General features: G+C 73.2%; 22 protein-coding genes. 12 read left to right on the plus strand and 10 right to left on the minus strand.

The window, feature by feature from the left end; genetic code table 11:
• Positions 1 to 41: 41 nt before the first annotated feature.
• The gene (locus P3T37_RS06135) at positions 42 to 2,936 is read right to left on the minus strand and encodes a penicillin acylase family protein (protein WP_280722377.1); all 2,895 of its coding nucleotides are present in this window, start codon (positions 2,934 to 2,936) and stop codon (positions 42 to 44) included.
• Between the two features lie 130 nt (positions 2,937 to 3,066).
• On the opposite strand from P3T37_RS06135, the gene P3T37_RS06140 reads away from it, so the two are divergent.
• Genes P3T37_RS06140 through P3T37_RS06160 form a run of 5 tightly spaced genes read left to right on the plus strand, consistent with a single transcriptional unit; the run spans position 3,067 to position 7,958 of the window.
• Positions 3,067 to 4,284: a glycosyltransferase family 1 protein gene (locus P3T37_RS06140; RefSeq protein ID WP_280722378.1), complete on the plus strand. Its 1,218-nt coding sequence runs from the start codon at positions 3,067 to 3,069 to the stop codon at positions 4,282 to 4,284.
• Positions 4,281 to 5,429: a glycosyltransferase gene (locus P3T37_RS06145; protein ID WP_280722379.1), complete on the plus strand. Its 1,149-nt coding sequence runs from the start codon at positions 4,281 to 4,283 to the stop codon at positions 5,427 to 5,429. The genes P3T37_RS06140 and P3T37_RS06145 overlap by 4 nt, the downstream gene beginning before the upstream one ends.
• A complete protein-coding gene (locus P3T37_RS06150; RefSeq protein WP_280722380.1) occupies positions 5,426 to 6,310 on the plus strand; it encodes an SGNH/GDSL hydrolase family protein in 885 nt (294 codons plus the stop codon). Before P3T37_RS06145 ends, P3T37_RS06150 begins: the two co-directional genes overlap by 4 nt.
• A 33-nt stretch (positions 6,311 to 6,343) precedes the next feature.
• The gene (locus P3T37_RS06155; protein WP_280722381.1) at positions 6,344 to 7,315 is read left to right on the plus strand and encodes a zinc-binding dehydrogenase; all 972 of its coding nucleotides are present in this window, start codon (positions 6,344 to 6,346) and stop codon (positions 7,313 to 7,315) included.
• Between the two features lie 7 nt (positions 7,316 to 7,322).
• Positions 7,323 to 7,958: a uridine kinase gene (locus P3T37_RS06160; RefSeq protein ID WP_280722382.1), complete on the plus strand. Its 636-nt coding sequence runs from the start codon at positions 7,323 to 7,325 to the stop codon at positions 7,956 to 7,958.
• Between the two features lie 17 nt (positions 7,959 to 7,975).
• On the opposite strand, the gene P3T37_RS06165 is transcribed toward P3T37_RS06160, so the two are convergent.
• Both P3T37_RS06165 and P3T37_RS06170 read right to left on the minus strand, forming a co-directional pair.
• On the minus strand, positions 7,976 to 8,395 hold the full coding sequence (locus tag P3T37_RS06165) for an STAS domain-containing protein (protein ID WP_280722383.1): 420 nt from the start codon (positions 8,393 to 8,395) through the stop codon (positions 7,976 to 7,978).
• Positions 8,396 to 8,742: 347 nt separating this feature from the next.
• Positions 8,743 to 9,531, minus strand: coding sequence for an inositol monophosphatase family protein (locus P3T37_RS06170; RefSeq protein ID WP_280722384.1), 789 nt, complete (start codon positions 9,529 to 9,531; stop codon positions 8,743 to 8,745).
• A gap of 98 nt (positions 9,532 to 9,629) precedes the next feature.
• On the opposite strand from P3T37_RS06170, the gene P3T37_RS06175 reads away from it, so the two are divergent.
• Entirely contained in the window at positions 9,630 to 10,610 is a 981-nt protein-coding gene (locus P3T37_RS06175) for an Lrp/AsnC family transcriptional regulator (protein ID WP_280722385.1), read from the plus strand.
• A gap of 5 nt (positions 10,611 to 10,615) precedes the next feature.
• Here the strand turns inward: P3T37_RS06175 and P3T37_RS06180 are convergent, their stop codons facing one another.
• Positions 10,616 to 11,107 (minus strand): hypothetical protein, encoded by a 492-nt coding sequence (locus P3T37_RS06180; protein WP_280722386.1) that lies wholly within the window; start codon positions 11,105 to 11,107, stop codon positions 10,616 to 10,618.
• Positions 11,108 to 11,333: 226 nt separating this feature from the next.
• On the opposite strand from P3T37_RS06180, the gene P3T37_RS06185 reads away from it, so the two are divergent.
• Entirely contained in the window at positions 11,334 to 12,674 is a 1,341-nt protein-coding gene (locus tag P3T37_RS06185) for a choice-of-anchor A family protein (RefSeq protein ID WP_280722387.1), read from the plus strand.
• Positions 12,675 to 12,708: 34 nt separating this feature from the next.
• Here P3T37_RS06185 and kynU read toward each other — a convergent pair whose 3' ends face one another.
• Positions 12,709 to 13,935 carry a kynureninase gene (kynU, locus tag P3T37_RS06190; protein WP_348533218.1) on the minus strand — a complete coding sequence of 409 codons (1,227 nt, stop codon included), beginning with the start codon at positions 13,933 to 13,935 and terminating at the stop codon, positions 12,709 to 12,711.
• Positions 13,932 to 14,777 (minus strand): tryptophan 2,3-dioxygenase family protein, encoded by an 846-nt coding sequence (locus tag P3T37_RS06195; protein ID WP_280722388.1) that lies wholly within the window; start codon positions 14,775 to 14,777, stop codon positions 13,932 to 13,934. Before P3T37_RS06195 ends, kynU begins: the two co-directional genes overlap by 4 nt.
• 178 nt (positions 14,778 to 14,955) lie before the next feature.
• Between P3T37_RS06195 and P3T37_RS06200 the strand changes: the two genes are divergently transcribed.
• Positions 14,956 to 15,396, plus strand: a complete 441-nt coding sequence (locus P3T37_RS06200) for an Lrp/AsnC family transcriptional regulator (RefSeq protein ID WP_280722389.1) — start codon at positions 14,956 to 14,958, stop codon at positions 15,394 to 15,396.
• A 7-nt stretch (positions 15,397 to 15,403) separates the two neighbouring features.
• On the opposite strand, the gene P3T37_RS06205 is transcribed toward P3T37_RS06200, so the two are convergent.
• Positions 15,404 to 16,042, minus strand: a complete 639-nt coding sequence (locus P3T37_RS06205; RefSeq protein ID WP_280722390.1) for a MarC family protein — start codon at positions 16,040 to 16,042, stop codon at positions 15,404 to 15,406.
• A gap of 138 nt (positions 16,043 to 16,180) precedes the next feature.
• Between P3T37_RS06205 and P3T37_RS06210 the strand changes: the two genes are divergently transcribed.
• The 4 genes from P3T37_RS06210 (at position 16,181) to P3T37_RS06225 (ending at position 19,176) form a co-directional block, all read left to right on the plus strand.
• Positions 16,181 to 16,732 (plus strand): DoxX family protein, encoded by a 552-nt coding sequence (locus P3T37_RS06210; RefSeq protein WP_280722391.1) that lies wholly within the window; start codon positions 16,181 to 16,183, stop codon positions 16,730 to 16,732.
• A gap of 156 nt (positions 16,733 to 16,888) precedes the next feature.
• Complete coding sequence (locus P3T37_RS06215) at positions 16,889 to 17,800, plus strand: undecaprenyl-diphosphate phosphatase (RefSeq protein WP_280722392.1); 912 nt, start codon at positions 16,889 to 16,891, stop codon at positions 17,798 to 17,800.
• Positions 17,801 to 17,958: 158 nt separating this feature from the next.
• Positions 17,959 to 18,507, plus strand: coding sequence for a hypothetical protein (locus tag P3T37_RS06220; protein WP_280722393.1), 549 nt, complete (start codon positions 17,959 to 17,961; stop codon positions 18,505 to 18,507).
• A gap of 90 nt (positions 18,508 to 18,597) precedes the next feature.
• Positions 18,598 to 19,176: a Uma2 family endonuclease gene (locus P3T37_RS06225; RefSeq protein ID WP_280722394.1), complete on the plus strand. Its 579-nt coding sequence runs from the start codon at positions 18,598 to 18,600 to the stop codon at positions 19,174 to 19,176.
• Position 19,177: 1 nt separating this feature from the next.
• Here P3T37_RS06225 and P3T37_RS06230 read toward each other — a convergent pair whose 3' ends face one another.
• The 3 genes from P3T37_RS06230 to P3T37_RS06240 are packed head-to-tail and all read right to left on the minus strand — an operon-like array spanning position 19,178 to position 22,269.
• On the minus strand, positions 19,178 to 20,290 hold the full coding sequence (locus tag P3T37_RS06230) for a beta-eliminating lyase-related protein (RefSeq protein WP_280722395.1): 1,113 nt from the start codon (positions 20,288 to 20,290) through the stop codon (positions 19,178 to 19,180).
• Positions 20,291 to 20,332: 42 nt separating this feature from the next.
• Positions 20,333 to 21,001, minus strand: a complete 669-nt coding sequence (locus P3T37_RS06235; RefSeq protein WP_280722396.1) for a response regulator transcription factor — start codon at positions 20,999 to 21,001, stop codon at positions 20,333 to 20,335.
• Complete coding sequence (locus P3T37_RS06240) at positions 20,998 to 22,269, minus strand: histidine kinase (RefSeq protein WP_280722397.1); 1,272 nt, start codon at positions 22,267 to 22,269, stop codon at positions 20,998 to 21,000. Before P3T37_RS06240 ends, P3T37_RS06235 begins: the two co-directional genes overlap by 4 nt.
• Positions 22,270 to 22,305: the final 36 nt, after the last annotated feature.

The raw sequence follows: 22,305 nt of genomic DNA on the forward strand, positions 1-22,305 counted from the left end.
TCAGGAAGGGGGCGCCCGCCGGCGCCCCCTTCCGTCCGTACTCAGCGGTGCGACGGGAACTGCACCACCTGCTGGTAGGTGGGCCGGTTCTGCCAGGTGGTCTTGGCGTCGGTGACCCCGCCCAGCGGGCGCTGGACGATGGTGTCGGCGCACCACTGGTCGCCGGCCGAGCAGGTGCTGTCGCCGGGGTAGACCTGGGCCGGCGTCTCGGCGGCGGCCTGCTCCAGCGAGCTGATCACGACGCTGCGGCAGGCCGACAGGCTCCCGCCGCCGCAGAACGGCTGGGCGAGCGGGCCGGCCACCGACTGGCCGAGCACCGAGCGCAGGTCCTTGTCGACGTAGCTCCACCAGCCGTACTGGAAGGACGAACCCTTGTGCGGGATCGACTCGTTGGCGCTGACGCCGCCGCTGACCGGGCCGGTCTGCCCGCCCGACGGCGACTCGTTGATCTGTAGTGCACCGGTCAGTGCGGTGAACAGCCCGGCTCCCAGGCCCGGTTGGAACTCCGCCTGGGCCAGCAGCGGCCACCAGGCGTCCATCACGCGGATGGCGTCCGCGTCACGGTAGACCTGGCTGCCGGCGCTGGTCTCGGTGCGCTTGGTGCCGTCGGCCTGCCAGTTCTGCAACTCCTGGACCAGATTCGCCACTTGCGGATCGGTGACCGGAGAGCTGTTGATCACCTGGAGCAGGTCGGGCAGCACGTCCTCGCCGCGCAGGTCGGTCAGCGCCGCGCTCTCCATCGCCTGGGTGAGCGAACTGCGGCTCACCTTCCCGCCGCCCGCGATCAGCGCCCTGACCCGGGTGTCCAGCAGGTTGGCCCGGTGCACCGAGCCGTCGCCGAACGAGGCGGAGCCGTAGCCGGGGGCCGGCTTGTTGTTCCAGGAGACGTAGTAGTCCTGGTCGACGGACTGCGGGTGCTGGGAGGGCGGGGTGTACTGGGCGGTGTTGGTCGCCGGGTCGAAGCCCTGCCACTCGTACGCGGGGTCGGCGACCACCGGCAGGCCGGGGTCGACGCCGGGCGCCCGCACCGGGTTGCTGCCGGAGTTGTAGTACGCCGTGTCGTTCGCGTCGGCGTAGAACCAGTTGAAGGTGTAGTTGATGTTCTGCGCGGCCTGCTGGAAGCTCGCCGCGTTGTGCACCGCGCCGGGGTCGTTGAACATCTGGAAGCCGATGATCGAGTCGGCCTCGTGCTTGTAGCTGGAGCGCAGCGAGGTGAAGGCGACCGGCTTGCCGCCGACCGTCCCGCGCGCCGTCACCAGCCCGTAGTCCGAGCGGTACATCACCAGGTTGTACGAGCCCGCCGGGGTGGAGTCGGCGGTGGTCGGCGACCAGGAGTCGGACTGGGTCAGCTTGTCGAAGGGCAGGCACTGGCCGTGGTAGAGGTAGGACTCGCTGGCCGTCGTGACCGGCGAGCCGTCGGTGGTGCAGAGCGGCACGGCGTACGTGTCGGTGATGTCCTGGCCGGCCGAGGTGGCGCTCCACGCGTAGTCCGCGCCGCGGCCGAGCTCGACGTAGAAGCTCAGCCCCGCGAAGGCGGCGCCGCGCGCGCTGATCCCCGGGCCCTGCAACTCCTCCAGCATCAGCAGCTGCGGGGCGAAGTAGCCGGTCTGCGGGCCGAACACGGCGACCGGGTGGCCGTCGTCGGTGTGCGCCCCGGACACCACCAGCGCGTTGGACATGCCGTGCTTGGCGGTCAGCAGGTTGCCGGGCAGGACGCCGGCCGCCTTGCTGGTGTTGCTGGTCGCCGAGCCGGTGGCGTTGTAGATCAGCTGCTCGGGGACGACCGAGCCCGGGTCCGGCATCGCCACACCCTGCGGGTTCGCGGGCGGCAGCGCGTACGGGAAGGACTGCCCGTCGTGCACGGTGGTCAGCGCCTGCGGGTCGTCCGCCTCGCGCAGTGAACTCCACACGGCGTCGCCCTGCGCGGTGCCGTACTGCGCCTCGGCGGCCTGCTTGACCTGGGCGGACTGGAGTTCGCCCCCGCCGCCGGAGCCGAACAGCGCGCCGATCACCGAGGCCAGCGCGACCAGGTCGGTCAGCTTGAAGGGCTGGATGGTCCCGGCGTTGGTGATCGCGTTGATCTGGCCGGTGAGGTCGTACTCGCCGGGGAAGGTCCGGCTGTTGTACGCCGTGCTGATGTACTGGTTGATCCCGTCCAGGTACGCCTGCGCGTCGGTCAGCGCCTGCTGGCCCCGGCCGCCCTGGCTCGCGATCGAGTCGATCTGCTGCTGGAGTTCGGCCTCGGTGTACGGGGCGACCTGCCAGAAGCTCTGCTCCAGCTGCCGGTTGGCCACCGCGCCGCCCGCGAAGCCGGACAGCTCGCCCCGGCCGACGTGCCGGAACAGGTCCATCACCCAGAGCCGGTCCTGGGCGGCGGCGTAGCCCGCGCCGTACTCGGTGCCGTAGCGGGTGGTGCCGGTGATGTGCGGGACGCCGGTGGCCTTGTCGCGCACGATCGTGACGTCCGGGCGCGGGCTGATGCTGCTGGCCACCTGGCTGGGCTGGACGCCGAACGATGCGTCGTTGAAGAAACTGCCCAACTGGCTGTCGGTGAGCCCGGGGTAGGCCGCCGCGAGGTTGGCGTACGGGCCGAGCTGGTCGTTGGTGTGGGCCGGACTGGTGCCGAAGATCTTGTTGCCGAGGATGTCGGCGAGGGTGGCGTTGCCGTTCTCGCCGGGCGGCAGGATGTCGTCGCACTGGCCGCCGCAGTAGTCGGCGGCGGCGTGGGGGATGGCGGCGACGGCCGAGCCGCCGGTGACGGCGGGCGCGGCGGACAGCAGGACGAGCGCAAGGGCGGCGGCCGGGAGCTTGCGGCCGAGCCGACCGAGGGTGGGGGCGCGTCTGGGCAAGTCACTACTCCTCACTCTGAACTGTGGGGAGTTGACCGTAAGTTGGTTACTGGTCGGTTGCCTAGCTGTTGTGCGCGGATTTGTCATGATCCTTTGTCATGTCTTGATCGGGCTTGGGGGAGGCCCCCGGCGACCTGCGGGAAAGTGCTGGCCACCGTTCGCCCGTTCGACAGATCCCTTTGGCCCGAAGCACGCCTGGCCAGGCAACAACCATGGCATGCGTGTCGTCATCGCCACCGAGTCCTTCCCGCCCGAAGTCAACGGCGTCGCCCACAGCGTGCTGCGCACCGCCGAGCACCTGGTCCGACGCGGCCACCAACCCCTGATCGTCACCCCTGCCCCCGCTCGCGGCGCGAGCGTCCCGGCGCACTCCTTCGGCCCGGACGCCACCGTGCTGCCCGTGGTCCGGATCCCCTCGATCCCGCTGCCCGGCTACCCCCAGGTCCGGCTCGCACTGCCCAGCTCCCGACTGGGCGCAGCGATCGCCGGACACCGGCCCGACCTGGTCCACCTGGCCAGCCCGTTCGTGCTCGGCGCCCGCGCGGCGGTCGAGGCGACCAGGCTCGGCGTGCCCTCACTCGCCGTCTACCAGACCGACCTGGCCGGCTACGCCCAGGCCTACCGGGTCGGCGGCGCCCTCGGCGCGGGCGCCGCCTGGCACCGGATCCGCGCGGTGCACCGCGCGGCCGCCCGCACCCTGGCGCCCTCCACCCCCGCCGCGCAGGACCTCACCGCCCACGGCGTACCGCGGGTCCACCTGTGGCCGCGCGGCGTCGACTCGCTGCGCTTCCACCCCCGCCACCGCGACGAGGCGCTGCACCGCGCGCTGGCGCCCGGCGGCGAGGTGCTGGTCGGCTACGTCGGACGCCTCGCGCCCGAGAAGCGGGTCGACCTGCTCGCCGGGGTCTGCTCGCTGCCGGGCGTGCGCCTGGTGGTGATCGGGGACGGCCCCAGCGCGCCCGCGCTCAGGTCCGCGCTGCCCGGCGCGGTCTTCCTGGGCCGCCGCACGGGCGAGGAACTGGCCCGCTGCTACGCCACGTTGGACCTCTTCGTGCACACCGGCCCGCTGGAGACCTTCTGTCAGACCATCCAGGAGGCGATGGCCAGCGGGGTGCCGGTGGTGGCCCCGGCGGCCGGCGGTCCGCTCGACCTGGTCGGGCACCGGCGCACCGGCCTGCTGATCGCCCCGCGCGACGCCCGGGCCGTCGCCCGGGCGGTGGCCGAGCTGGCCGCCGACCGGCCCCGGCGGGTGGTCTACGGGCGGGCCGGGCGGGCGGACGTCACCGCGCGCACCTGGGAGGCGGTGGGCGACCTGCTGCTGCGGCACTACGCGGAGGTGCTCGCCGAGCACCGCGGCGAGCCGCTGCCTCTGGAGCCGGTTGTCCCCGTGCTGCCCCCGCTGCTGCCCGTCCCCGCCGAGGAGCAGCCCGCATGAGCACCGGCCTGCGCATCGTCCGGCTCGCCAACTTCGTCACGCCCGTCTCCGGCGGCCTGCGCACCGCCCTGCACCATCTCGGCGCGGGCTACCTCGCCGCCGGGCACGACCCGGTCCTGATCGTGCCCGGCCCCGACCACCGCGACGAGACCACCGCCCAGGGCCGGGTGATCACCCTGCCCGGCCGGGTACTGCCCGGCAGCGGCGGCTACCGCGTGCTGACCGACCGCCGCGCGGTGGCCCGCACGCTGGCCGCCCTGGCGCCCGACCGACTCGAGGTCTCCGACCGCACCACCCTGCGCTGGACCGGCCGTTGGGCCCGACGGCACGGCGTGCGGGCCGCCATGGTCTCGCACGAGAACGCCACCGGTCTGCTCCGCGCCCACGGACTGCCGCAGCGCGCCGCCGAGTTGCTCGCCGACCGGGTCAACTCCGGTACCGCGCAGGCGTACGACGCGGTGGTCTGCACCACCGCCTGGGCCGCCGAGGAGTTCCGCCGGATCGGCGCGCGGAACCTGCTGGAGGCACCGCTCGGCGTCGATCTCGACCAGCTGCACCCGCGGTGGCGCGACCCGGCCGTCCGCGCCCGGTACGCCGCCCCCGGACAGCCGCTGCTGGTGCTCTGCTCGCGGCTCTCGCCGGAGAAGCGCCCCGAACGCGCCCTGGACGCGCTCGCCGAGCTGCGCCGCCGCGGGCAGCAGGCGGCCTTGGTGGTGGCGGGCGCGGGTCCGCTGCGCGAGCGGCTGGAAGCCCGTGCCCGGCGGGCCGACCTGCCCGTGCACTTCCTCGGCCACGTCGCCGAACGGGAGTCCCTGGCCGCCCTGTTGGCGTCGGCGGACGTGGTACTCGCGCCCGGCCCGGCGGAGACCTTCGGGCTGGCCGCCCTGGAGGCGCTGGCCTGCGGCACCCCGGTCGCGGTGAGCCGCTCGTCGGCGCTTCCGGCTGTCGTCGGCCGGGCCGGCGCGGTGGCCGAGGACACCGCGGCGGGCTTCGCGGACGCCGTCGCCGCGCTGCTCGCCCGCCCGGAGCAGGGGAGCCGCGCGACGGCCCGGGACCGGGCGCAGGCGTTCGGCTGGTCGGCCGCCGTCACGGCGTTCCTGGCGGTGCACGAGGCCGACCCGGCCGAACTGGCAGGGCGGCCATGACGGCCGGGACCGTCCGCTTCGCCGCGCTCGGCGACTCGCTCACCGAGGGCGTCGGCGCGCCCGGCCCGGACGGGTGGCAGGGCTGGGCGGCTCTGCTCGCGCCGTCGCTGGCCGCCGACCCGGCCCGGGTCGCCTTCCGCAACCTGGCCGCCAGCGGGGCCCGCGCCACCGACCTCCCGGACCGCCAACTGCCCGCCGCCCTGGACTTCCACCCGCAGCTGGCCGCCGTGCTGGTCGGCGGCAACGACACCCTGCGGGCCGACTTCGACATCTCCCGCACCGCGGCCGCACTCGACCGCACACTGGGCGAACTCGGCGGCGCCGGGGCCGTCCTGCTCACCGCCTGCCTGCCCGATCCCGGCCTGCTGATCGGCCTGCCGCAGCCGTTCGCCCGCCCGCTGGCCCGGCGGATGGCCGCCGTCAACGCGGTGGTCCACGAGCTGTCCGACCGCCACCGCGCCCTGCACCTGCACCTCGCCCGGCTGCCCTGGACGGCCGACCGCACCCTGCTCAGCGCCGACCGGCTGCACCCGAGCCCGTCCGGCCACCTGCTGATCGCCCGCCACTACCACGCGCTGCTCGCCGACGCCGGCCACCACCCCGGCCCCGCGCCCGCCGCCGTCCACACACCCCCGCCCCCCACCCGCGCCGCCGACCTCTGGTGGCTGGCCACCCGCGGCACCGCCTGGCTGGCCCGCCGCAGCGTCGACCTGCTCCCGGGCCTGCTGGCACTGGCCGCCGCCGACACCGCCCACCGCCTGCGCGGGACGCCCGCGCTGCTGGACGAGCAGTCCCACGCGGCGACGGCCGCCGGCCTGTCCGCCCTCCCGCATCCTCCCTCGATCCCCTTGACCTCAAGTCCGCTTGAAGTGCGAGGCTGATCGCGTCACAGCAGCCCGACTGAGGAGTTCCCCGTGCGCGCCGTGTGGTTGAAGGAGTTCGGCGGTCCCGAGGTGCTGGTCCCGGGGGAGGCACCCGACCCGGTGCCCGGTCCCGGGCAGGTGCTGGTGGACGTGGCCTACGCGAACATCACCTTCGTGGAGACCCAGTTCCGGGCCACCGGCGCCGGCCCGTTCCGCGCCGAGCTGCCGATGATCCCCGGCAACGGCGTCGGCGGCGTGGTCGCGGCGGTCGCCGCCGGCGTCGACCCGGGCTGGGTGGGCCGCCGCGTGGTCACCGGCACCGGGGGATCCGGCGGCTACGCCGAGCGCGTCGCCGTCGCCGCCGACGGGCTGTACGAGGTGCCGCGGGAGCTCGCGCTCGACGACGCGGTGGCCCTGCTCGCCGACGGGCGCACCGCGACCCTGCAGCTGGGCGCCGCCGAAGTGCGCCCCGGCGACACGGTGCTGGTGGAGGCCGCGGCCGGCGGGGTGGGCAGCCTGCTGGTCCAGCTCGCGAAGGCGGCGGACGCCACGGTCGTCGCCGTCGCGGGCGGCGCGCGCAAGCTGGAGCTGGCCACCGACCTGGGCGCCGACCTCGCGATCGACTACCGCGAGCCGGACTGGGCCGACCGCGTCCGCGCGGCGGTCGGTGCCGTGGACGCGGTGCTCGACGGCGTCGGCGGCGCCGTCGGTCGTGCCGCCTTCGAACTCCTGGGCCCGGGCGGCCGGATGGTCAGCTACGGCCTGTCGAGCGGCAGCTGGGCGGCGATCCCCGAGGAGCTGGCCGCCACCCGCGGCGTCCGCCTCACCCGCGCCCTCCCCACCCCCGAAGCCCTCCGCGCCGCCACCCTGCACGCCCTCACCGAAGCCGCCGCCGGCCGTCTCCACCCGGTCATCGGCCAGCGCTTCCCGCTCACCCACGCCGCCGCCGCCCACGCCGCGATGGAGTCCCGCGGCACCCTCGGCAAGACACTGCTGGAGACGGCCGCAGCCGGCCGGGCATGATGGGATCATGCGGCTGCACCCGATCACCTGGCCCCGACTGACGGACCGACTCGCCGACCGTGTCGAGCGGATCGAGCCGTCCGACGGCGGCGCCTGGCCGCGGATCGCCCTGGACGGCGCCCCCGCCGCCCAACCCGACCGCCTGGCCGACGAGTTGGCCGAAGCCCTGCGCCTGCGCGGCCGATCCGTCCAACGCGTGCGCAGCACCGGCTTCCTGCGCCCCGCCTCGCTGCGCCTGGAGTACGGCCACCAGGACGCCGACGCCTACTACGACCTCTGGCTCGACGCCGACGCCCTCTTCCGCGAGGTCTTCACCCCCCTCGACCCCGGCGGCACCGGCCGCATCCTCACCGACCTCCGCGACCCCGCCACCGACCGCGCCACCCGCAGCCCCTACGTCGAACTGCCGCCCGGCACCGTCCTGTTGCTGGACGGGCCGCTCCTCCAGGGCCGCTGGTTCCCGTTCGACCTCACCATCCACCTCCGGATGTCACCCGCCGCCCTGCGCCGCCGCACCCCACCCGCCGACCACTGGACCCTTCCCGCCTTCGACCGCTACACCACCGAGCTCGACCCCGCCACCACCGCCGACGTCCTGATCCAGACCGACGACCCCAACCACCCGGCCACCACGCTGACTTGAGCGTTACAGCGGCGACATCAGTCCGCCGTCGCCGACGTGGCATCCCGCTGCTGGGGTACAGCGGCCCCGGCTCCGGCTTCGTCCGGGATCTCGCGGTGGTCGGCGAGCGCCTCCTCGATCGACCCGTGGACCTCGAAGATCTTCTCGATCCCGAAGAGCGAGAGCACCTGGCGGATGTGCGCCTCCGGGCCGGGCAGCACCAGGCGCAGCCGCCCGCCGCGAGCGGCGATCAGGCGGCGGGTGGCCACCAGCACCGCGAATCCCATGGAGTCGCAGAATCCGAGCCTGCTGATATCCACGACCATCTGATGGCAGCCCTCGGCGATCAGCCGCTGAAGCCGTTCGCGCAGCGCCGCCACGCCTTCGAGGTCCACCTCCCCCGTGACCTGGACGACCGTCCAGCCGTACCGCTCCCCGTAGCTGACGTTCAGTGTCACGCTGATGCCTTCCTCGCCGTGGCGCCGTCTTCTCGCAGGCATGAGGTGCCTCCAGGGCGTCCGGAGAGACGACCCTATGCCTGCCCGAGTGGCGATTCTCCGGACAGAACGTTCGTCCAGAAAGGAGAGGCCCGGCGCCGTTTCCCCGCTATCGTCCGCCCGAATCATCGATGCCGTGACGATCTCGCGGATAGTCAGTACACATTCGGTGAATCGCGGCGATCACTTCTGGCCATTCCCGCAGATCGGGCGCGATCATCCGATAATTGGGGGGCGCCACATTCAGTAAACCTTCGCAATATCCACCGCAACGCCTCACTGATCGTTTCGGGATTTCGACAGCCCACTCACTCCACCTCCGCCAGCAGCGCCAGCAACTGCGCCCGCTGCCCCGGTGCCGCCGCCAGGAATCCGTCGGCGCCCGGAGTCCACCGCGCGCCTGCCGTGTCGGTGACCGAGGCGCCCGCTTCGGTGGCGACGAGGGCGCCGGAGAGGAGGTTGTGGGCGTCGGGGCCGTACTCCCAGAACGCGTCCAGGTGCCCGGAGCCGACCTGCGCGACCTGGAGGGCGGTGGGGCCGAGGTTGCGGACGGCGAGGACGGCGGGCAGCACCAGCGAGAGCGACTGCCCGGCCCGGCGGAGCACCTCGGGGCGGGCGGCCGCCGTGGGCGGTTGGCTGGTGGTGACCACGGCGGCCGCCAACTCCCGTGCGGAGGGCCGGATCGGGTGCCCGTTCAACTCGGCGCCGCCGCCGCGCACGGCGGTGTAGGTCTGGCCGAGCCGGGGTGCGTGCACCACCGACAGGACGGCCTCGCCCCCGCGCAGCAGCGTCGCCGTGACGGCCCAGTGCGGCAGGCCCAGCAGGTACTGCACCGCGCCGTCGGTGGCGTCGCACGTCCACCACTCGCCGTCGGCCGGCACCTGCGTCTCCCACTCCTCCGCCAGCCACCCGGCGGCCGGCCGCAGCGCGCCCAGCCGTTCGCGCAGCAGCGCCGACGCCGGCCCGTCCACCGCCGCGAAGGCCGCGAAGGCGCCCTCCCGGGTGGTCGCCGCGATCGGGGCGTCGCCCTGCCGCTCGACCAGCCGGGCGCCGACCTCGCGCACCACTGCCTCGACCTGTTCCATCAGCTTCCGCATGCGTTCCTGCCCTTCTCCGTGCGTGGAGCACCAGGAGTACCGTCAGCACGGCAGAAGAGGACGCAGGAAGCACCGGATACGGCGGAGATCGGACAACGATGGATACCAGTTCAGCGGATCCGGCCACCCTGCTGGACCAGCTGGACCGTCGCCTGGTCTGCGCGCTGCAGATCGACGGCCGCGCGGAGCCCGGCCGGATCGCCGAGGTGCTGGGTGTCTCGGTCCGGACGGTCACCCGGCGGTTGGCCCGGCTGCGCGGGACGGGCGTTCTGCGGGTGGTGCTGATGAGCAGGGTCGCGGACGAGGCGGTCGGGGCGCTGCTCCTGCGCGTCCGGGTGCTGCGCGGCCGCGTTGAGGCGATCGCGGACGCGCTCGCGGCCCGCGCGGACGTCCCGTTCGTCGACGTCATGCTCGGCGGCGAGGAGATCGGCGCGGTCGTGCTGACCGACCGCAGCGGCCGCGACCGGCTGCTGCACAGTCAGTTGCCCGGCACGGGCGCGGTCACCGAGACCACCGTGCACGCGGTGCTGCACCTGTTCGGTGACGCCGGGCAGTGGCGGGCGGGCTACCTGACCCCGGACGAGACGGCCGCGTTCACCCCGGCGGCACCCACCGAACAGGCAGTGCAGCCGGACGAGTTGGACCAGCGACTGCTGCGCGGCCTCACCGAGGACGCCCGGCTCTCCGCAGCCGCGCTGGCCGCGTCCGTCGGCGCGCCCGAGTCGACGGTCCGGCGCCGGCTGCACCGGCTCGGCGCCGCCGGCCTGCTGCGCACGCACGCCACTGTCGACCCCAGGCTGCTGGGCATGGCGGTGGACGCCAACCTGTGGCTGGAGGTCCCCCCGGCGCGGCTGGCCGAGGCCGGACGGACGCTGGCCGCGCACCCGCAGGTGCACGGGGTGGTGGCGACCAGCGGCCCGGCCAATCTGATGGCCACGCTCTTCTGCGCCGACCACGGCGGGTTGTACCGGTTCACCACCGAGGTGCTCGGGCCGCTGGGGGTGGGCCGGGTGGAGACCGCGATCGTGGGCCGGGCGGTCAAGCGGGCCGGCGTGCGGCTCACCCTCCGCAAGCCCTGACGACGTCAGACGTGCGTGGTCGAGCCGGGCCGGACCACCATGATCACCGTGACCGCGGCCCAGAGCAGCGCGAAGACCCCGGTGCTCATCGCGAGCAGCTTGAGCCCGCCGAGCGCCGACGCGCTGTCGGAGTCCTCCTCGCCCGCCAGCGCGGCCACCACTGCCTCCTGCCGGGGGAGCACCAGCACCAGCAGCACCAGGGCGGCCACCGCGGTGAGCGCGAGCGAGACGATCAGCCAGATCTGGCCCATCACGCCCATGACCTGCGCGAGCCCCACTCCGAGGATCGGGACGGCGATCCCGAGCAGCGCGTACACCTTGGTGATCCGGTGCAGCAGCCCGACCGAGGCGACGGCTTCGGGTGCGCCCGCCTGCTGCCCCTCGCCGCCGGCCAGCGCGGCCTGCGCCTTGCGCGGGAACATGCTCGCGGCCACGGTGACCGGGCCGATCGCCAGGATGGCGACGAGGACGTGCAGGCTGAGCAGGAACTTGGCCATGGGGACGGCAGCCTTAGCGGTAGATCGAGGGGGCCGGAAGGACCCTTCCGGCACGCTAACACCCACCCGTTCGGTGGCTCCAACTGGCCCGCGACTGGACCGTTCGACGGATTTTCAGCCCGGACCCGGTGCGGCCCGTGCCCGGTCGCACCCTCCCCGGATTCGATGACCCGGACGCGCGCGTCCGACCGGGAGCGCTGAAACCGCAGACCCGAAGGGGACCCCGATGAGCCCAGCGAGCACCCTCCGCAGCAGAGCCGCGCTACCGGCCGCGATCGCGCTGACATCCGCGCTGGCGGTGGGCGCGCTGCTGCTTCCCCGCCCCGCCGCCGTCGCCGCGCCGCTACCGTCTCCGCTCGGCGCCTGCAGCGGTCCCGACTGCCCCTCCCCCTTCCCGACTCCGCCGAACAACAACGACTTCGCGGGCCGCGACGCGACCATCAACATCTTCACCGGCGGCGACTACACCGTGAACGGCCGGGCCGCCGAGGCCGAGGGCAAGATCGTCACGCTCGGCAACCTGACCATCGACAAGGACGGCGGCGGCGTGTTCAACACGGGTGCGGTCGGCGTCGGCTCACGCGTCCCACCGCCCTCGGGGACGGACTACGTCTCGGTCGGCGGCAACCTGCTGGTCAAGCCGACCAACCGGCTGCTCGTCGGCGCCCACGACTCCAGGGCCCCGCAGCCCGTCGGCGTCGCCTGGGGCAACCTGCGCTACGGCGGCACCACCACCGGAACCGTGGAGCTGGAGCCGACCGGCAAACAGATCCACGACCCCACGGTGGCCTCGAAGTTCACCGACGTGCGGACCACCGTCGAGACGCTGTCGGCCTGTTACGCCAAGGCGAAGGCGACCGGCACGGTCGTGGTGACCAACAGCGAGGCGACCTTCACCGGCGACGGAACCAGCTCCCGCCAGGTCTTCAACGTCAGCCAGAACCTTGCGAGTTCGAGCGGTGGCCAGATCGGGCTGGTCTTCCGGAACATCCCGGTCGGCGCGACCGTCCTGGTCAACATGCTGTCGGACGAAGCGCTGATCAACACCTACACCGGCACCGGCGCCCCCGCGGACCCGACCACCGTCCTGCGGCCCAAGCTGATGTGGAACTTCCCGACCGCCGGCAAGGCGAAGATCACCGGGGGTTCGCAGTTCCAGGGTTCGATCATGGGAGGCAATCCGGACGGCGTCACGACCCTCTCCACGGCGGGCCAGAACGGCCGGGTCTACCTGGCCGGCGCCCTGATCCAGTCGGGCACCGGCGGGTACGAGCTGCACGCGTACGACTTCACGGGCGACCTGCCCGACTGCGGGGCGCCAACGCCAACGCCCACGCCAACGCCGACGCCCACGCCGACCCCGAAGCCCACCCCCACACCTGACCCGACTCACACCCACACCCACCCGCCGCGTCCCACCACCGCCTGGCCCACCCCGACCCACCCGGTCCTGCCGGACACCGGCCAGTCGGACGCGACCGGCTTCGCCGAAGGCGCGGCGGTAGTCCTCCTGCTGGGCGGCACGGCCGCCGTGGTCATCAGCCGCCGCGGCGGACGGCACGACTGACCCGTGACCTGAGCGGGTCCGTCCGTGGACCCGCTCAGGTCACCGCGCCGCGCCGCCCGAAGCGCTCCTCGCGCCACTCCCCGCTCGCCAGCACCTCGCGCAGCGCCTGCGCGGTGTCCCAGACGTCCGTGTACGAGAGGTACAGCGGCGTGAACCCGAAGCGCATCAGGTCCGGGGCCCGGAAGTCGCTGATCACGCCGCGCTCGATCATCGCCTGCACCACCGCGAACCCGTCGGCGTGCCGGATCGCCACCTGGCTGCCCCGGCACTCGGCCTGACGAGGCGTCACCAGGTCGAGCCCGTCCGTCTGCTGGATGAAGAGCTCGGACATCAGCAGGCTCTTGGCCCGCACCGCTGCCAGGTCGACGTGCTCCCAGATCTCCAACGAGGCGCGCAGCCCGGCGAGGGCGAGCAGCGAGGGGAAGCTGGTGAGGAACCGCCCGATGCCCTCGGCCGGTTGGTAGCCGGGCTGGAAGGCGAACGGCGCGGCGTGCCCGAACCATCCGGTCAACGGCTGGTCGGCGACGGCGTGGTGGCGCGGCGCCGCGTAGAGGAAGGCCGGCGCGCACGGCCCGCCGTTGAGGTACTTGTAGGTGCAGCCGACCGCGAAGTCCGCGTCGCAGGCGGTGAGTTCGATCGGCAGCGCGCCCACCGAGTGGCAGACGTCCCAGATCATCAGGGCGCCGGCCCGGTGCACCCGCTCGGTGATCTCCGCCATGTCGAGCAGCACGCCGGTGCGGTAGTCGACGTGCGAGAGGACCACGGCGGCCACGCTGTCGTCCAGGTGGGCGTCCAGGTCGTCCAGCGAGGGCAGCAGCACGCTGCGGCCGCCCTCGAAGAGGCCGGTGACGCCCTCGGCGATGTAGAGGTCGGTGGGGAACGAGGTCTCCTCGCCGAGCACCGTCCGCCGTCCCGGGCGCAGCCGCAGCGCGGCGGTGAGCACCTTGAAGAGGTTGACGGAGGTGGTGTCGCAGACCACCACCTCGCCGGGCCCGGCGCCGACCAGCGGCGCGATCCGGTCGCCGAGGGTGTACGGCAGGTCGGTCCAGCCCGCGGCGTTCCAACTGCGGATCAGGCCCTGGCCCCACTCGTCCTCGACGGTCCGGCGCACCACCTCGGGCGTGCGCACCGGCAGCGCGCCGAGCGAGTTGCCGTTCAGGTAGATCTCGCCCTCGGGGAGGGTGAACTCCTTGCGGAAGGCGGCCAGCGGGTCCACGGCGTCCAGCGCTGCACACTCTTCACGACTGACGGGGATGTTCACAGGGCTCCTCGCACGGACCACAGCTCGGGAAAGACGTCCTGCTCGGCGGCGGCCTTCAGCCAGGTCAGGCCGCTGGACCCGCCGGTGCCGGGCTTGGCGCCCATCGAGCGCTTGACCGAAGCGTAGTGCCGCTGGCGCCAGCGGGTGACCCGTTCGGCGGTGTCGAGCAGGGCCTCCGCCAGGGCTGCCAGGTCGGCCGTCGCCGGGTCGGTGTAGACCGTCCGCCAGGCTTCCTCGACCGCCGGGTCGGGCTGGTAGCGCGCGGTGCTCGGCGTGCCGTCCACCGCCAGGCCGCGCCGCGCGAGCAGCGCGAGCACGTCGTCGTACAGGCTCGGGGCGCGCAGTGCGCCGGCCAGCTCCTGGTGGGTGGCGGTGCTGCCCTGGTACATGGCCAGCAGCTTCTCGGCCTTGTTGCCGATCAGGAACTCCAGGTGGAGGAAGGCCGAGGACTGGAAGCCGGAGGCCTCGCCGAGCACCGGCCGGAAGGCGGTGAACTCCACCGGGGTGAGGGTGGCCAGTAGGTCCCAGGAGCTGTTCAGCACGTCCTGGACGTGGGTCCCGCGGCGCAGCGCGGCAAGCGCCTCGGTCAGGTCGTCCTCGCGCAGCGCGTGCTGCGCGCGGGTCCACTCGTGCCGCAGCAGGTCGAAGAGCAGCTCCATCACCTGTGTGGTGATGATGAACGACAGCTCGGCGTCGATCTTGCTGCGCGGCTGCTGGAGGGTGTGCAGGACGTCCAGGCGGGCGTACCGCTCGTACGGCGTGGCCCCGCTGTCCTCGCCCTCGGGCCCGAGGCCCTCCGGGGCGAACGCCAGCTTGGGCGTGCTGACGGTGTGCTGAGCCATTGCCTGTTCCTCCTGGTGGCCGATGCGGACTATTGTGCGGCGGGTCGTCCTTCCTCCTGAAGGGGCGACGCCTACCTGATCCGGGGCCCCGCCTTCCATTCAAAAGGTCTTTCCCCGATCCGGCCTGCCATGCGTGAACAGCGCATCATCAGCACGAGCCACCCGGAGCAGCCCAGCCATGGACGCCGTCGACCGCCGCCTGCTGGCCGAGCTCCAGCAGGACGCCCGGCTCTCCTACAACGAGCTGTCGCGCCGGGTCAGCCTCTCCTCGCCCGCCGTCGCCGAGCGGGTCCGCCGACTGGAGGCGGACGGCGTGATCAGCGGCTACCACGCCCACGTCGACCTGGCCCGCAGCGGTTTGCCGGTCACCGCCCTGGTGCAGGTGCAGTGCTACGGCCCGCGCTGCGTCCTGCGCGACCCCGAGGTGGCGGCCTGGCCCGAGGTGCTCCAGCTACACCGGGTCACCGGCGGCGCCTGCTGCGCGCTGATGGTCGCGGTGCCGACGATGGCCGAGTTCGAGGCGCTGATCGACCGGCTCGCCGACTATGGCCGGCCGGCCAGCTCGATGATCCTCTCCAGCCCCGTCCCCTGGCGCCCGGTGACGCCGCCCGACCACTGACGCCAGGTCAGTGGGCGCCGCCCGGCAGCGGCACGCCGAGCCCGGCCAGGCCGTTCAGGAAGAGCTCCACGCCGACGGCCGCCAGCAGCAGGCCGAGCAGCCGCGAGAGCACCTCCAGCGAGGTCTGGTGGGTGCGCCGCAGCAGCGGGGCGAGCACCAGGACGCAGACGGCGTTGATCACCACCACCGCGAGGTAGGCGGACGCGATCGTGGTGCGCCAGGCCCAGGTGTCCTTGGTGAGCGACTCGACCAGGACGGCCGTCATCGCCAGCGGGCTCGCCACGTACGGCAGCAGCAGTTCGCGCACGCCCTCGGCCAGCGGGTTGGCCAGCCGGTCGGTGTCGTCCTCGCTCGCCGAGCCCAGGTGCAGGCCCAGCACCAGGGCGATGGCGTAGATGAAGAAGATCACGCCGCCGGCCAGCTGCAGCGATTCGTCGCTGACGTGGAAGAACGAGGTCACCGCGTCGGCGCTGAAGGCCATCACCGTGCCGACCACCGCTGCCAGCGCCGAGCTGACCAGCGTCAACCGGTGCATCCGCGCGACGGTGCGCTCCCGGCTGAGCTGGGCGTACGCGAGCAGGACCTTGGGCGGGCCGACCACGGCGAAGAAGGTGACGAAGGCGCTGCTCAGGTTGAAGACGGACATCCCCCCAGCATGGGTGCGGGTGTCCGCCGCAGGCCGCAGCCGCACGGCGGGTCCCTCGGATGGCCTGTCCCGGTCGAGGACCGGGGGGCGGTCGGCTGGGATGGAAGGCGCACGGGGGTTCGGAGAGAAGAGGACATCATGGGCTGCGTCAACCGCAAGGACCTCGGACTGCTCGCCCTGCGCGCCGCCGTCGGCGGGGTGCTCTTCGCGCACGGTACGCAGAAGCTCTTCGGCTGGTTCGGCGGCGGTGGCCTGGAGGGCACCGCGCAGGGCATGGAGAAGATGGGGTTCAAACCGGGCGGGCAGAGCGCGCTGGCGGCCGGGCTCGGTGAGGCGGGCGGCGGCGCGCTGCTGATCGCGGGCCTGGCGACGCCGACCGCCGGGTCGATCGTGGCCGGGACGATGGCGGGGGCGATCGCGGTGCACTTCCCGCACGGCTTCTTCGCCACCAAGGGCGGTTACGAGTACCCGGCGCTGCTCGGCGCCTGCGGTCTGGCCCTCGGGATCGCCGGCGCGGGCTGCTACTCGCTGGACGCGGCGACCGGGAGCCGGCTGGACCGGCCGTGGATGGGAGTTGCCGCCTTCGCAGCCAGCGCGGCGGGCGCGGTCTCGGTGGTCTCCAAGCGCCAGCGGGTGGTCAAGGAGGCGGCCGCGGCGGCCTCCGCGACCATGGCGTCGGAGCCTGAATGACCATGGGATGACCGCTGGATGAATTCCGGCCCCTGACCGCTGGGCGTCTACAGATCTGTAGTACGTTCTCGCTGGCAGGGGCCTGAGGCTTGCGTCGACACACCTCGGTACGCTGTCCCCTCCGTAGCGACCCGTACCGCAAATCAAAGGTGTGCGATGTCCCTGACCTACCCGGAATCCATCGGCGTGGGCCTGCTGCAAGGCGTCACCGAGCTCTTCCCGGTCTCCAGCCTGGGACACAGCATCCTGATACCCGCGCTGATCGGCGGCGGGGTGCACCACGACCTGGACATGACGGTCGCCAAGTCGCCCTACCTCGCGGTGCTGGTGGGTCTGCACCTGGCGACCGCGCTCGCGCTGGTGGTGTTCTTCCGCAAGGACTGGGTCCGCGTGGTCAACGGGCTCTTCAGCTCCATACGCGAGCGCCGGATCGAGACGGTCAACCAGAAGCTCGCCTGGCTGCTGATCGTCGGCACCATCCCGGTCGGCATCGCCGGCCTGGTCGCGGAGAAGGCCCTGCAGGCCGCGCTCGGCAAGCCGGTCCCGGCCGCGATCTTCCTGGCACTGAACGGCTTCGTCCTGCTGGGCGCCGAGCGCCTGCGGCGCGGCGGCGGCGGACGCCGGCGGGCCGGCCAGCAGGTCGAGCACACCCCGGGCGTGGACCCGGCCGTCGAGTCCGACCGCCGGCTCGCCCAGCTGAGCCTGCGTCAGGGCATGTGGATCGGCTCCGCGCAGATCCTGGCCCTGCTGCCCGGCATCTCCCGCTCCGGCGTCACCATGAGCACCGGCATCCTGCGCGGGGTCAACCACGAGGACGCCGCGCGCTTCTCGTTCCTGCTGGCCACGCCCGTCATCCTGGCCGCCTCGCTGCTCAAGGCGCCGGAGCTGTTCGCCCCCGAGAACGCCGGCATCCGCGGCCCGCTGGCGGCCGGTTGCGTGGCGGCGTTCGTCGCCGGGTACGTGTCGGTCAAGTTCCTCACCAAGTACTTCGAGACCAAGAGCATGACGCCGTTCGCGATCTACTGCATGGTCGCCGGCATCGGCAGTGCGATCTACCTGAGCCTCTGAGCGGGCCCCCTTCGGCGCACGGATGCGCCGCCTGGCTAGCGAGGTCCCCCCACCTGACGAAGGGTGAAGGGGACCTCCGTCGCATTCCCAGGGAAGAGGCCGCCATGGTCCGCCAGTCGCCCCGCTCCGCCCGCCGAACCCTTGCTCCCGTCACGCTCATGATCGGGGTGACGGTGCTGGGAGCGGCCGGCTGCTCCTCCAGCACCACTGTCAAGGTGAGTTCGGCGGCCTCCTCGGCGGCAGCGGCCGCCCAGTCGCTGGCCTCGCAGGCCCAGTCCGCCGCCCAGTCGCTGGCCTCCGAGGCCGCCTCCGCCGGGCAGTCCATCGCCTCGCAGGGGGCCTCGGCGGCGGGCGGTCTCGGCTCCGCCGCCGCATCCGCCGCCTCCTCGGCGGCGGCCGCCGCCTCGTCCGCGCTCGCCAGCATCCAGGGCGGTCTGGACGCCACCGGCGACGTCACCCTCGGCGAGGTGAGCGCCGGCGCCGACGGCCGCAGCGACGTCACGGTCTTCGTCACCAACCACCAGACCTCGGCCAACCACTACACGGTCCAGGTCGACTTCAAGGACGCCTCCGGCAGCCTGCTCGACGCCACCGTCGTCACCGTCCCCTCCCTAGCCGCCGGCCAGACCGCCGACGTCACCGCCCGCAGCAACCGCACCCTCAGCGGCACGGTCAAGGCCTCGGTGGGCGCGGCCCTGCGGTATTGATCGGGATGACTCACTCGGTGGGGTGGTCCTGGCGGGATTCCCTCCCGCTACGCTGGGACTGTCGGTGAGGATCGCCCCATGGGAGGAACCATGACCGCTGTACCTGACTGGCTGATCCCGCCCGTGGGCGGCTTCACCGCCGACGATCTCGATCACCTGCCCGACCTCCCGCCGCACACGGAGTTGCTCGACGGGAGCCTGATCTTTATGAGCCCGCAGAAGTTCTTCCACTCGCTGGTCATGTACCTGCTTGAGCAGGGACTTCGGTCGACGGTGCCGGAGGATCTTCAGGTGGTCCGCGAGATGACCGTCACCCTCGGCCCCCGTGACCGGCCCGAGCCCGACATCTGCGTGGTTCGGGCGTCGGCCGTCAGCGAGGATGCCGAGGAGACCGGCTTCCAGGCGGCCGACGTACTGCTCGCCGTCGAGGTGGTCTCGCCGGAGTCCATCGAGCGTGACCGCGACACCAAACCCCGCAAGTACGCCCAGGCAGGCATCCCGCACTTCTGGCGGGTGGAGAAGGCGGAGGGGCGCCGCCCGGTCGTCTATGTCTTCGAGCTGGAACCGGCCACCAGCACCTACGTGGTGACCGGCATTCATCACGACCGGTTGAAGACCGGCGTCCCGTTCACGATCGACATCGACCTCACGGCCATCGACCAGCTCTGAGCTATTCCGCGCGGCGGGCCAGGTACAGGAAGTGCTCGGCCGCGTCGGTGACTTCGGGGGCGGTCCAGTCCAGGGCGGCTCCGGCGACGGTGACTTCGGTCATCGACTGGTTGGGGGCGGCGGTGTTCTGCCAGCGGTCCACGAACCAGACCCGCTGCTCCTCGGCGAGGGTCAGGGCGGCGTGGTTGAGCGCCTCGGCCGGGTGCGGCAGCCAGAGTTGGAAGCGGTGGGTGTGCGGCGGCAGCGGGTTGACGCGGGCGCCGGGGAGGGCGGCGAGGGCGCCGGCGACGACCCGGGCGTGGCGCACATAGCCGGGGACGCGCGGGAGTTCGGTGTCCAGCCCGATGAGCGCGGACAGCGCGGCCGGCCACTGCTGGTAGAGGTTGCCGCCGTAGCGGTGGCGCCAGGTGCGGGCGTACGCGGCCAGCTCGTTGGTGCCGGCCAGGGCGGCGCCGCTGATCCCGCCGAGGGTCTTGTAGAACGAGACGTACGTGCTGTCGGCGAGGCCGGCGATCTCGTCGAGCGGGCGGTCGAAGTGGACGGTGGTGTCCCAGATCCGCGCGCCGTCGAAGTGCACCCGGGCGCCGGCGGCGCGGGCCGCCGCGCTCAGCTCGACCAGTTCGTCCCAGCTGGGCAGCACGAACCCGGCGTCGCGCAGCGGCAGTTCGACCGTGAGGGTGCCGAACGGTTCGCCCAGTTCGGCCAGTTCGGCGGCCGAGGGCTGGCGGGCGGCGCTGCCGGGCCAGATCGCGCGCAGCCCGGTGAGCTGGCTGTAGGCGTACCGCTCGTGCCGCTCCAGGTGGCTGAGCGGGTGGAGCGCGACTGCGTCGCGGCCGGTCAGCTGGGCGCCGTAGCGCAGGGCGACCTGCTGGGCCATCGTGCCGGTGGGGAAGAAGACGCAGTTCTCGGTTCCGAGCAGGCCGGCCACCCGCTCCTCCAGCTGCCGCACCGGGCCGTTGCCGCCGTAGAAGTCGGGCGGCGCGTCGAGGCCGTCGGCGGTGCTGAGCGCGGCGAGGCGCTCGCGCATGGTCACCGGCCGTCCCTCGGAGAGGATCCGTTCGCAGGCCCGCAGGGCGGCGATTCGACGCTGCTGGGCTGGGGGTAGGTCGCTCATCGTTCGATTCTTGCACCGGGGACGGTCCGGAGACGCGCGATTTCAGGCAGGGCGCACCAGGCGGTTCTCGTAGGCGAAGACCACGGCCTGCACCCGGTCGCGCAGCCCCAGTTTGAGCAGGATCCGGCTGACGTGCGTCTTCACGGTGGCCTCGGCGAGGTAGAGCTCGGCGGCGACCTCGGAGTTGGACAGCCCGCGCGCGACCTGGACCAGCACGCTGCGCTCCCGCGCGGTCAGCGCCTCGATGGCCTGCTCGCCGCGGGCGAGGCCGCCGCCGTCGGTGGGCAGGTGGGAGGCGAAGGTGTCCAGCAGCAGCCGGGTGATCCGGGGCGCGACCACGGCGTCCCCGGCGGCCACGCTGCGGATCGCGCTCAGCAGCTCGTCCGGCTGGGCGTTCTTCAGCAGGAAGCCGGAGGCCCCGGCGCGCAGCCCGGCGAAGGCGTACTCGTCCAGGTCGAAGGTGGTCAGGATGAGCACCTTGGTGTCCGGGCAGTGCTCGACGATCCGCCGGGTGGCCTCGATGCCGTCCATGCCGGGCATCCGGACGTCCATCAGCACCACGTCGGGCCGCTGCGCGGCGGCCAGCCGGACGGCCTCGGCGCCGTCGCCGGCCTCGCCCGTCACCGCCATGTCCGACTGCGAGTCCAGCACGAGGGTGAAGGCCACCCGCAGCAGCGGTTGGTCGTCCACCAGCAGCACGCGGATGGTCATGACGGCGGTACCTCCTGGGGGTCCGGTCCGAGATCGAGGGTGACGGCCACCCGCCAGCCGCCGCCGGGCAGCGGTCCGGCGCTCAGCTCGCCACCGTACGCGGCCGCACGGTCGCGCATGCCGGCCAGGCCGTGGCCCACGTGGGCCGGGCCACCCGCGCTCGAACCGCCCGGGACCGCCCGGCCGTCGTCGCGGACCTCCACCTGGACGGCGTCGGCTGAACACCGCACCATGACGACCGCCCGCGCGCCCGGGGCGGTGTGCTTGAGCGTGTTGGTCAGCGACTCCTGCACCAGCCGGTACACGGTCAGCTGGGCGCCGGGCGAGATCCCGCCGACCTCGCCGTCCAGCCGCAGTTCGGTGGGCAGCCCGGCGGCCCTGACCTGCGCGGTCAGCGCCTCCAGCTGGCCGAGGCCGGGCTGCGGGTGGCGCAGCGCGTCGGGTTCGTCGGCGCGCAGCACGCCGAGGAAGCGCCGCATGTCGGTGAGCGCCTGGCGTCCCGTCTCGGCGGACTGCCGCATCGCGGCGGTGGCCCGGTCGGGGGCGTGCGGGTTGGCGTAGGCCGCGCCGTCGGCGAGCGCGACCATCACCGAGAGGTTGTGCGTGACGATGTCGTGCATCTCCCGGGCGATCCGCGAGCGCTCCTCGGCGACCGCGAGGGCGGCCTGCTGGTCGCGCTGGAGCTCCAGCTCGCGGGCGCGTTCGCGCAGCGCGACGAGCTGGGCCCGCCGGGCCCGGACGTTCAGGCCCAGCACGGCGGCGGCGGTGGTGGCGCCGGAGAGCATGAAGGCCGCCTTGCACCAGCTCTCCAAGGGGCTGTCGTAGGCGTTGTGCGGCAGCCAGCGGGTCACCGCCAGCACCACGCCCAGCTCGGCGATCCCGTAGGCCACCAGGGTCCGGCGGCGCGGGCAGTGCGCGGCGACCGTGTAGAGGGCCAGCAGTACGGCGATGTCGGCCGGCATCCCCGCGCTGGTCAGCCACTGCACGAAGGCGACGCCGGCGGTCACCCCGAAGACGGCGTACGGCGCCCGGCGGCGGAAGGTCAGCGGCAGCACCAGGGCGACCTGGAGCAGCCAGACTCCCGGGTGGTGGTGCAGGTGGCGGCCGTGCGTCGCGGCGGTGAGCACCAGGACGACCAGCGCGAAGCCGAAGTCCACCGTGGTGGGGTAGCGCTGGGTGAGCAGCCGTACGCGCAGGCCGGCCAGCCCCCGGACGACGCGGGGGAAGCGTCGTCCGAGGGCTGCCGGGAGCAGGTCGGCCGTGGTCATCGGGCCATTGTCCTATGCCGTCCTATGCCCGCGGAC

Source organism: Kitasatospora sp. MAA4, from assembly GCF_029893355.1.
Lineage (GTDB): Bacteria > Actinomycetota > Actinomycetes > Streptomycetales > Streptomycetaceae > Kitasatospora.

Coding starts and splice junctions, on each gene's coding strand:
- P3T37_RS06205 (WP_280722390.1), bottom strand. CDS start 16,042: ATGTCCGTCTTCAACCTGAGCAGCGCCTTCGTCACCTTCTTCGCCGTG.
- P3T37_RS06215 (WP_280722392.1), top strand. CDS start 16,889: ATGTCCCTGACCTACCCGGAATCCATCGGCGTGGGCCTGCTGCAAGGC.
- P3T37_RS06140 (WP_280722378.1), top strand. CDS start 3,067: ATGCGTGTCGTCATCGCCACCGAGTCCTTCCCGCCCGAAGTCAACGGC.
- P3T37_RS06180 (WP_280722386.1), bottom strand. CDS start 11,107: ATGGCCAAGTTCCTGCTCAGCCTGCACGTCCTCGTCGCCATCCTGGCG.
- P3T37_RS06235 (WP_280722396.1), bottom strand. CDS start 21,001: ATGACCATCCGCGTGCTGCTGGTGGACGACCAACCGCTGCTGCGGGTG.
- P3T37_RS06230 (WP_280722395.1), bottom strand. CDS start 20,290: ATGAGCGACCTACCCCCAGCCCAGCAGCGTCGAATCGCCGCCCTGCGG.
- P3T37_RS06135 (WP_280722377.1), bottom strand. CDS start 2,936: ATGACAAATCCGCGCACAACAGCTAGGCAACCGACCAGTAACCAACTT.
- P3T37_RS06145 (WP_280722379.1), top strand. CDS start 4,281: ATGAGCACCGGCCTGCGCATCGTCCGGCTCGCCAACTTCGTCACGCCC.
- P3T37_RS06185 (WP_280722387.1), top strand. CDS start 11,334: ATGAGCCCAGCGAGCACCCTCCGCAGCAGAGCCGCGCTACCGGCCGCG.
- P3T37_RS06170 (WP_280722384.1), bottom strand. CDS start 9,531: ATGCGGAAGCTGATGGAACAGGTCGAGGCAGTGGTGCGCGAGGTCGGC.
- P3T37_RS06225 (WP_280722394.1), top strand. CDS start 18,598: ATGACCGCTGTACCTGACTGGCTGATCCCGCCCGTGGGCGGCTTCACC.
- P3T37_RS06220 (WP_280722393.1), top strand. CDS start 17,959: ATGATCGGGGTGACGGTGCTGGGAGCGGCCGGCTGCTCCTCCAGCACC.
- P3T37_RS06150 (WP_280722380.1), top strand. CDS start 5,426: ATGACGGCCGGGACCGTCCGCTTCGCCGCGCTCGGCGACTCGCTCACC.
- P3T37_RS06210 (WP_280722391.1), top strand. CDS start 16,181: ATGGGCTGCGTCAACCGCAAGGACCTCGGACTGCTCGCCCTGCGCGCC.
- P3T37_RS06195 (WP_280722388.1), bottom strand. CDS start 14,777: ATGGCTCAGCACACCGTCAGCACGCCCAAGCTGGCGTTCGCCCCGGAG.
- P3T37_RS06240 (WP_280722397.1), bottom strand. CDS start 22,269: ATGACCACGGCCGACCTGCTCCCGGCAGCCCTCGGACGACGCTTCCCC.
- P3T37_RS06160 (WP_280722382.1), top strand. CDS start 7,323: ATGCGGCTGCACCCGATCACCTGGCCCCGACTGACGGACCGACTCGCC.
- P3T37_RS06175 (WP_280722385.1), top strand. CDS start 9,630: ATGGATACCAGTTCAGCGGATCCGGCCACCCTGCTGGACCAGCTGGAC.
- P3T37_RS06200 (WP_280722389.1), top strand. CDS start 14,956: ATGGACGCCGTCGACCGCCGCCTGCTGGCCGAGCTCCAGCAGGACGCC.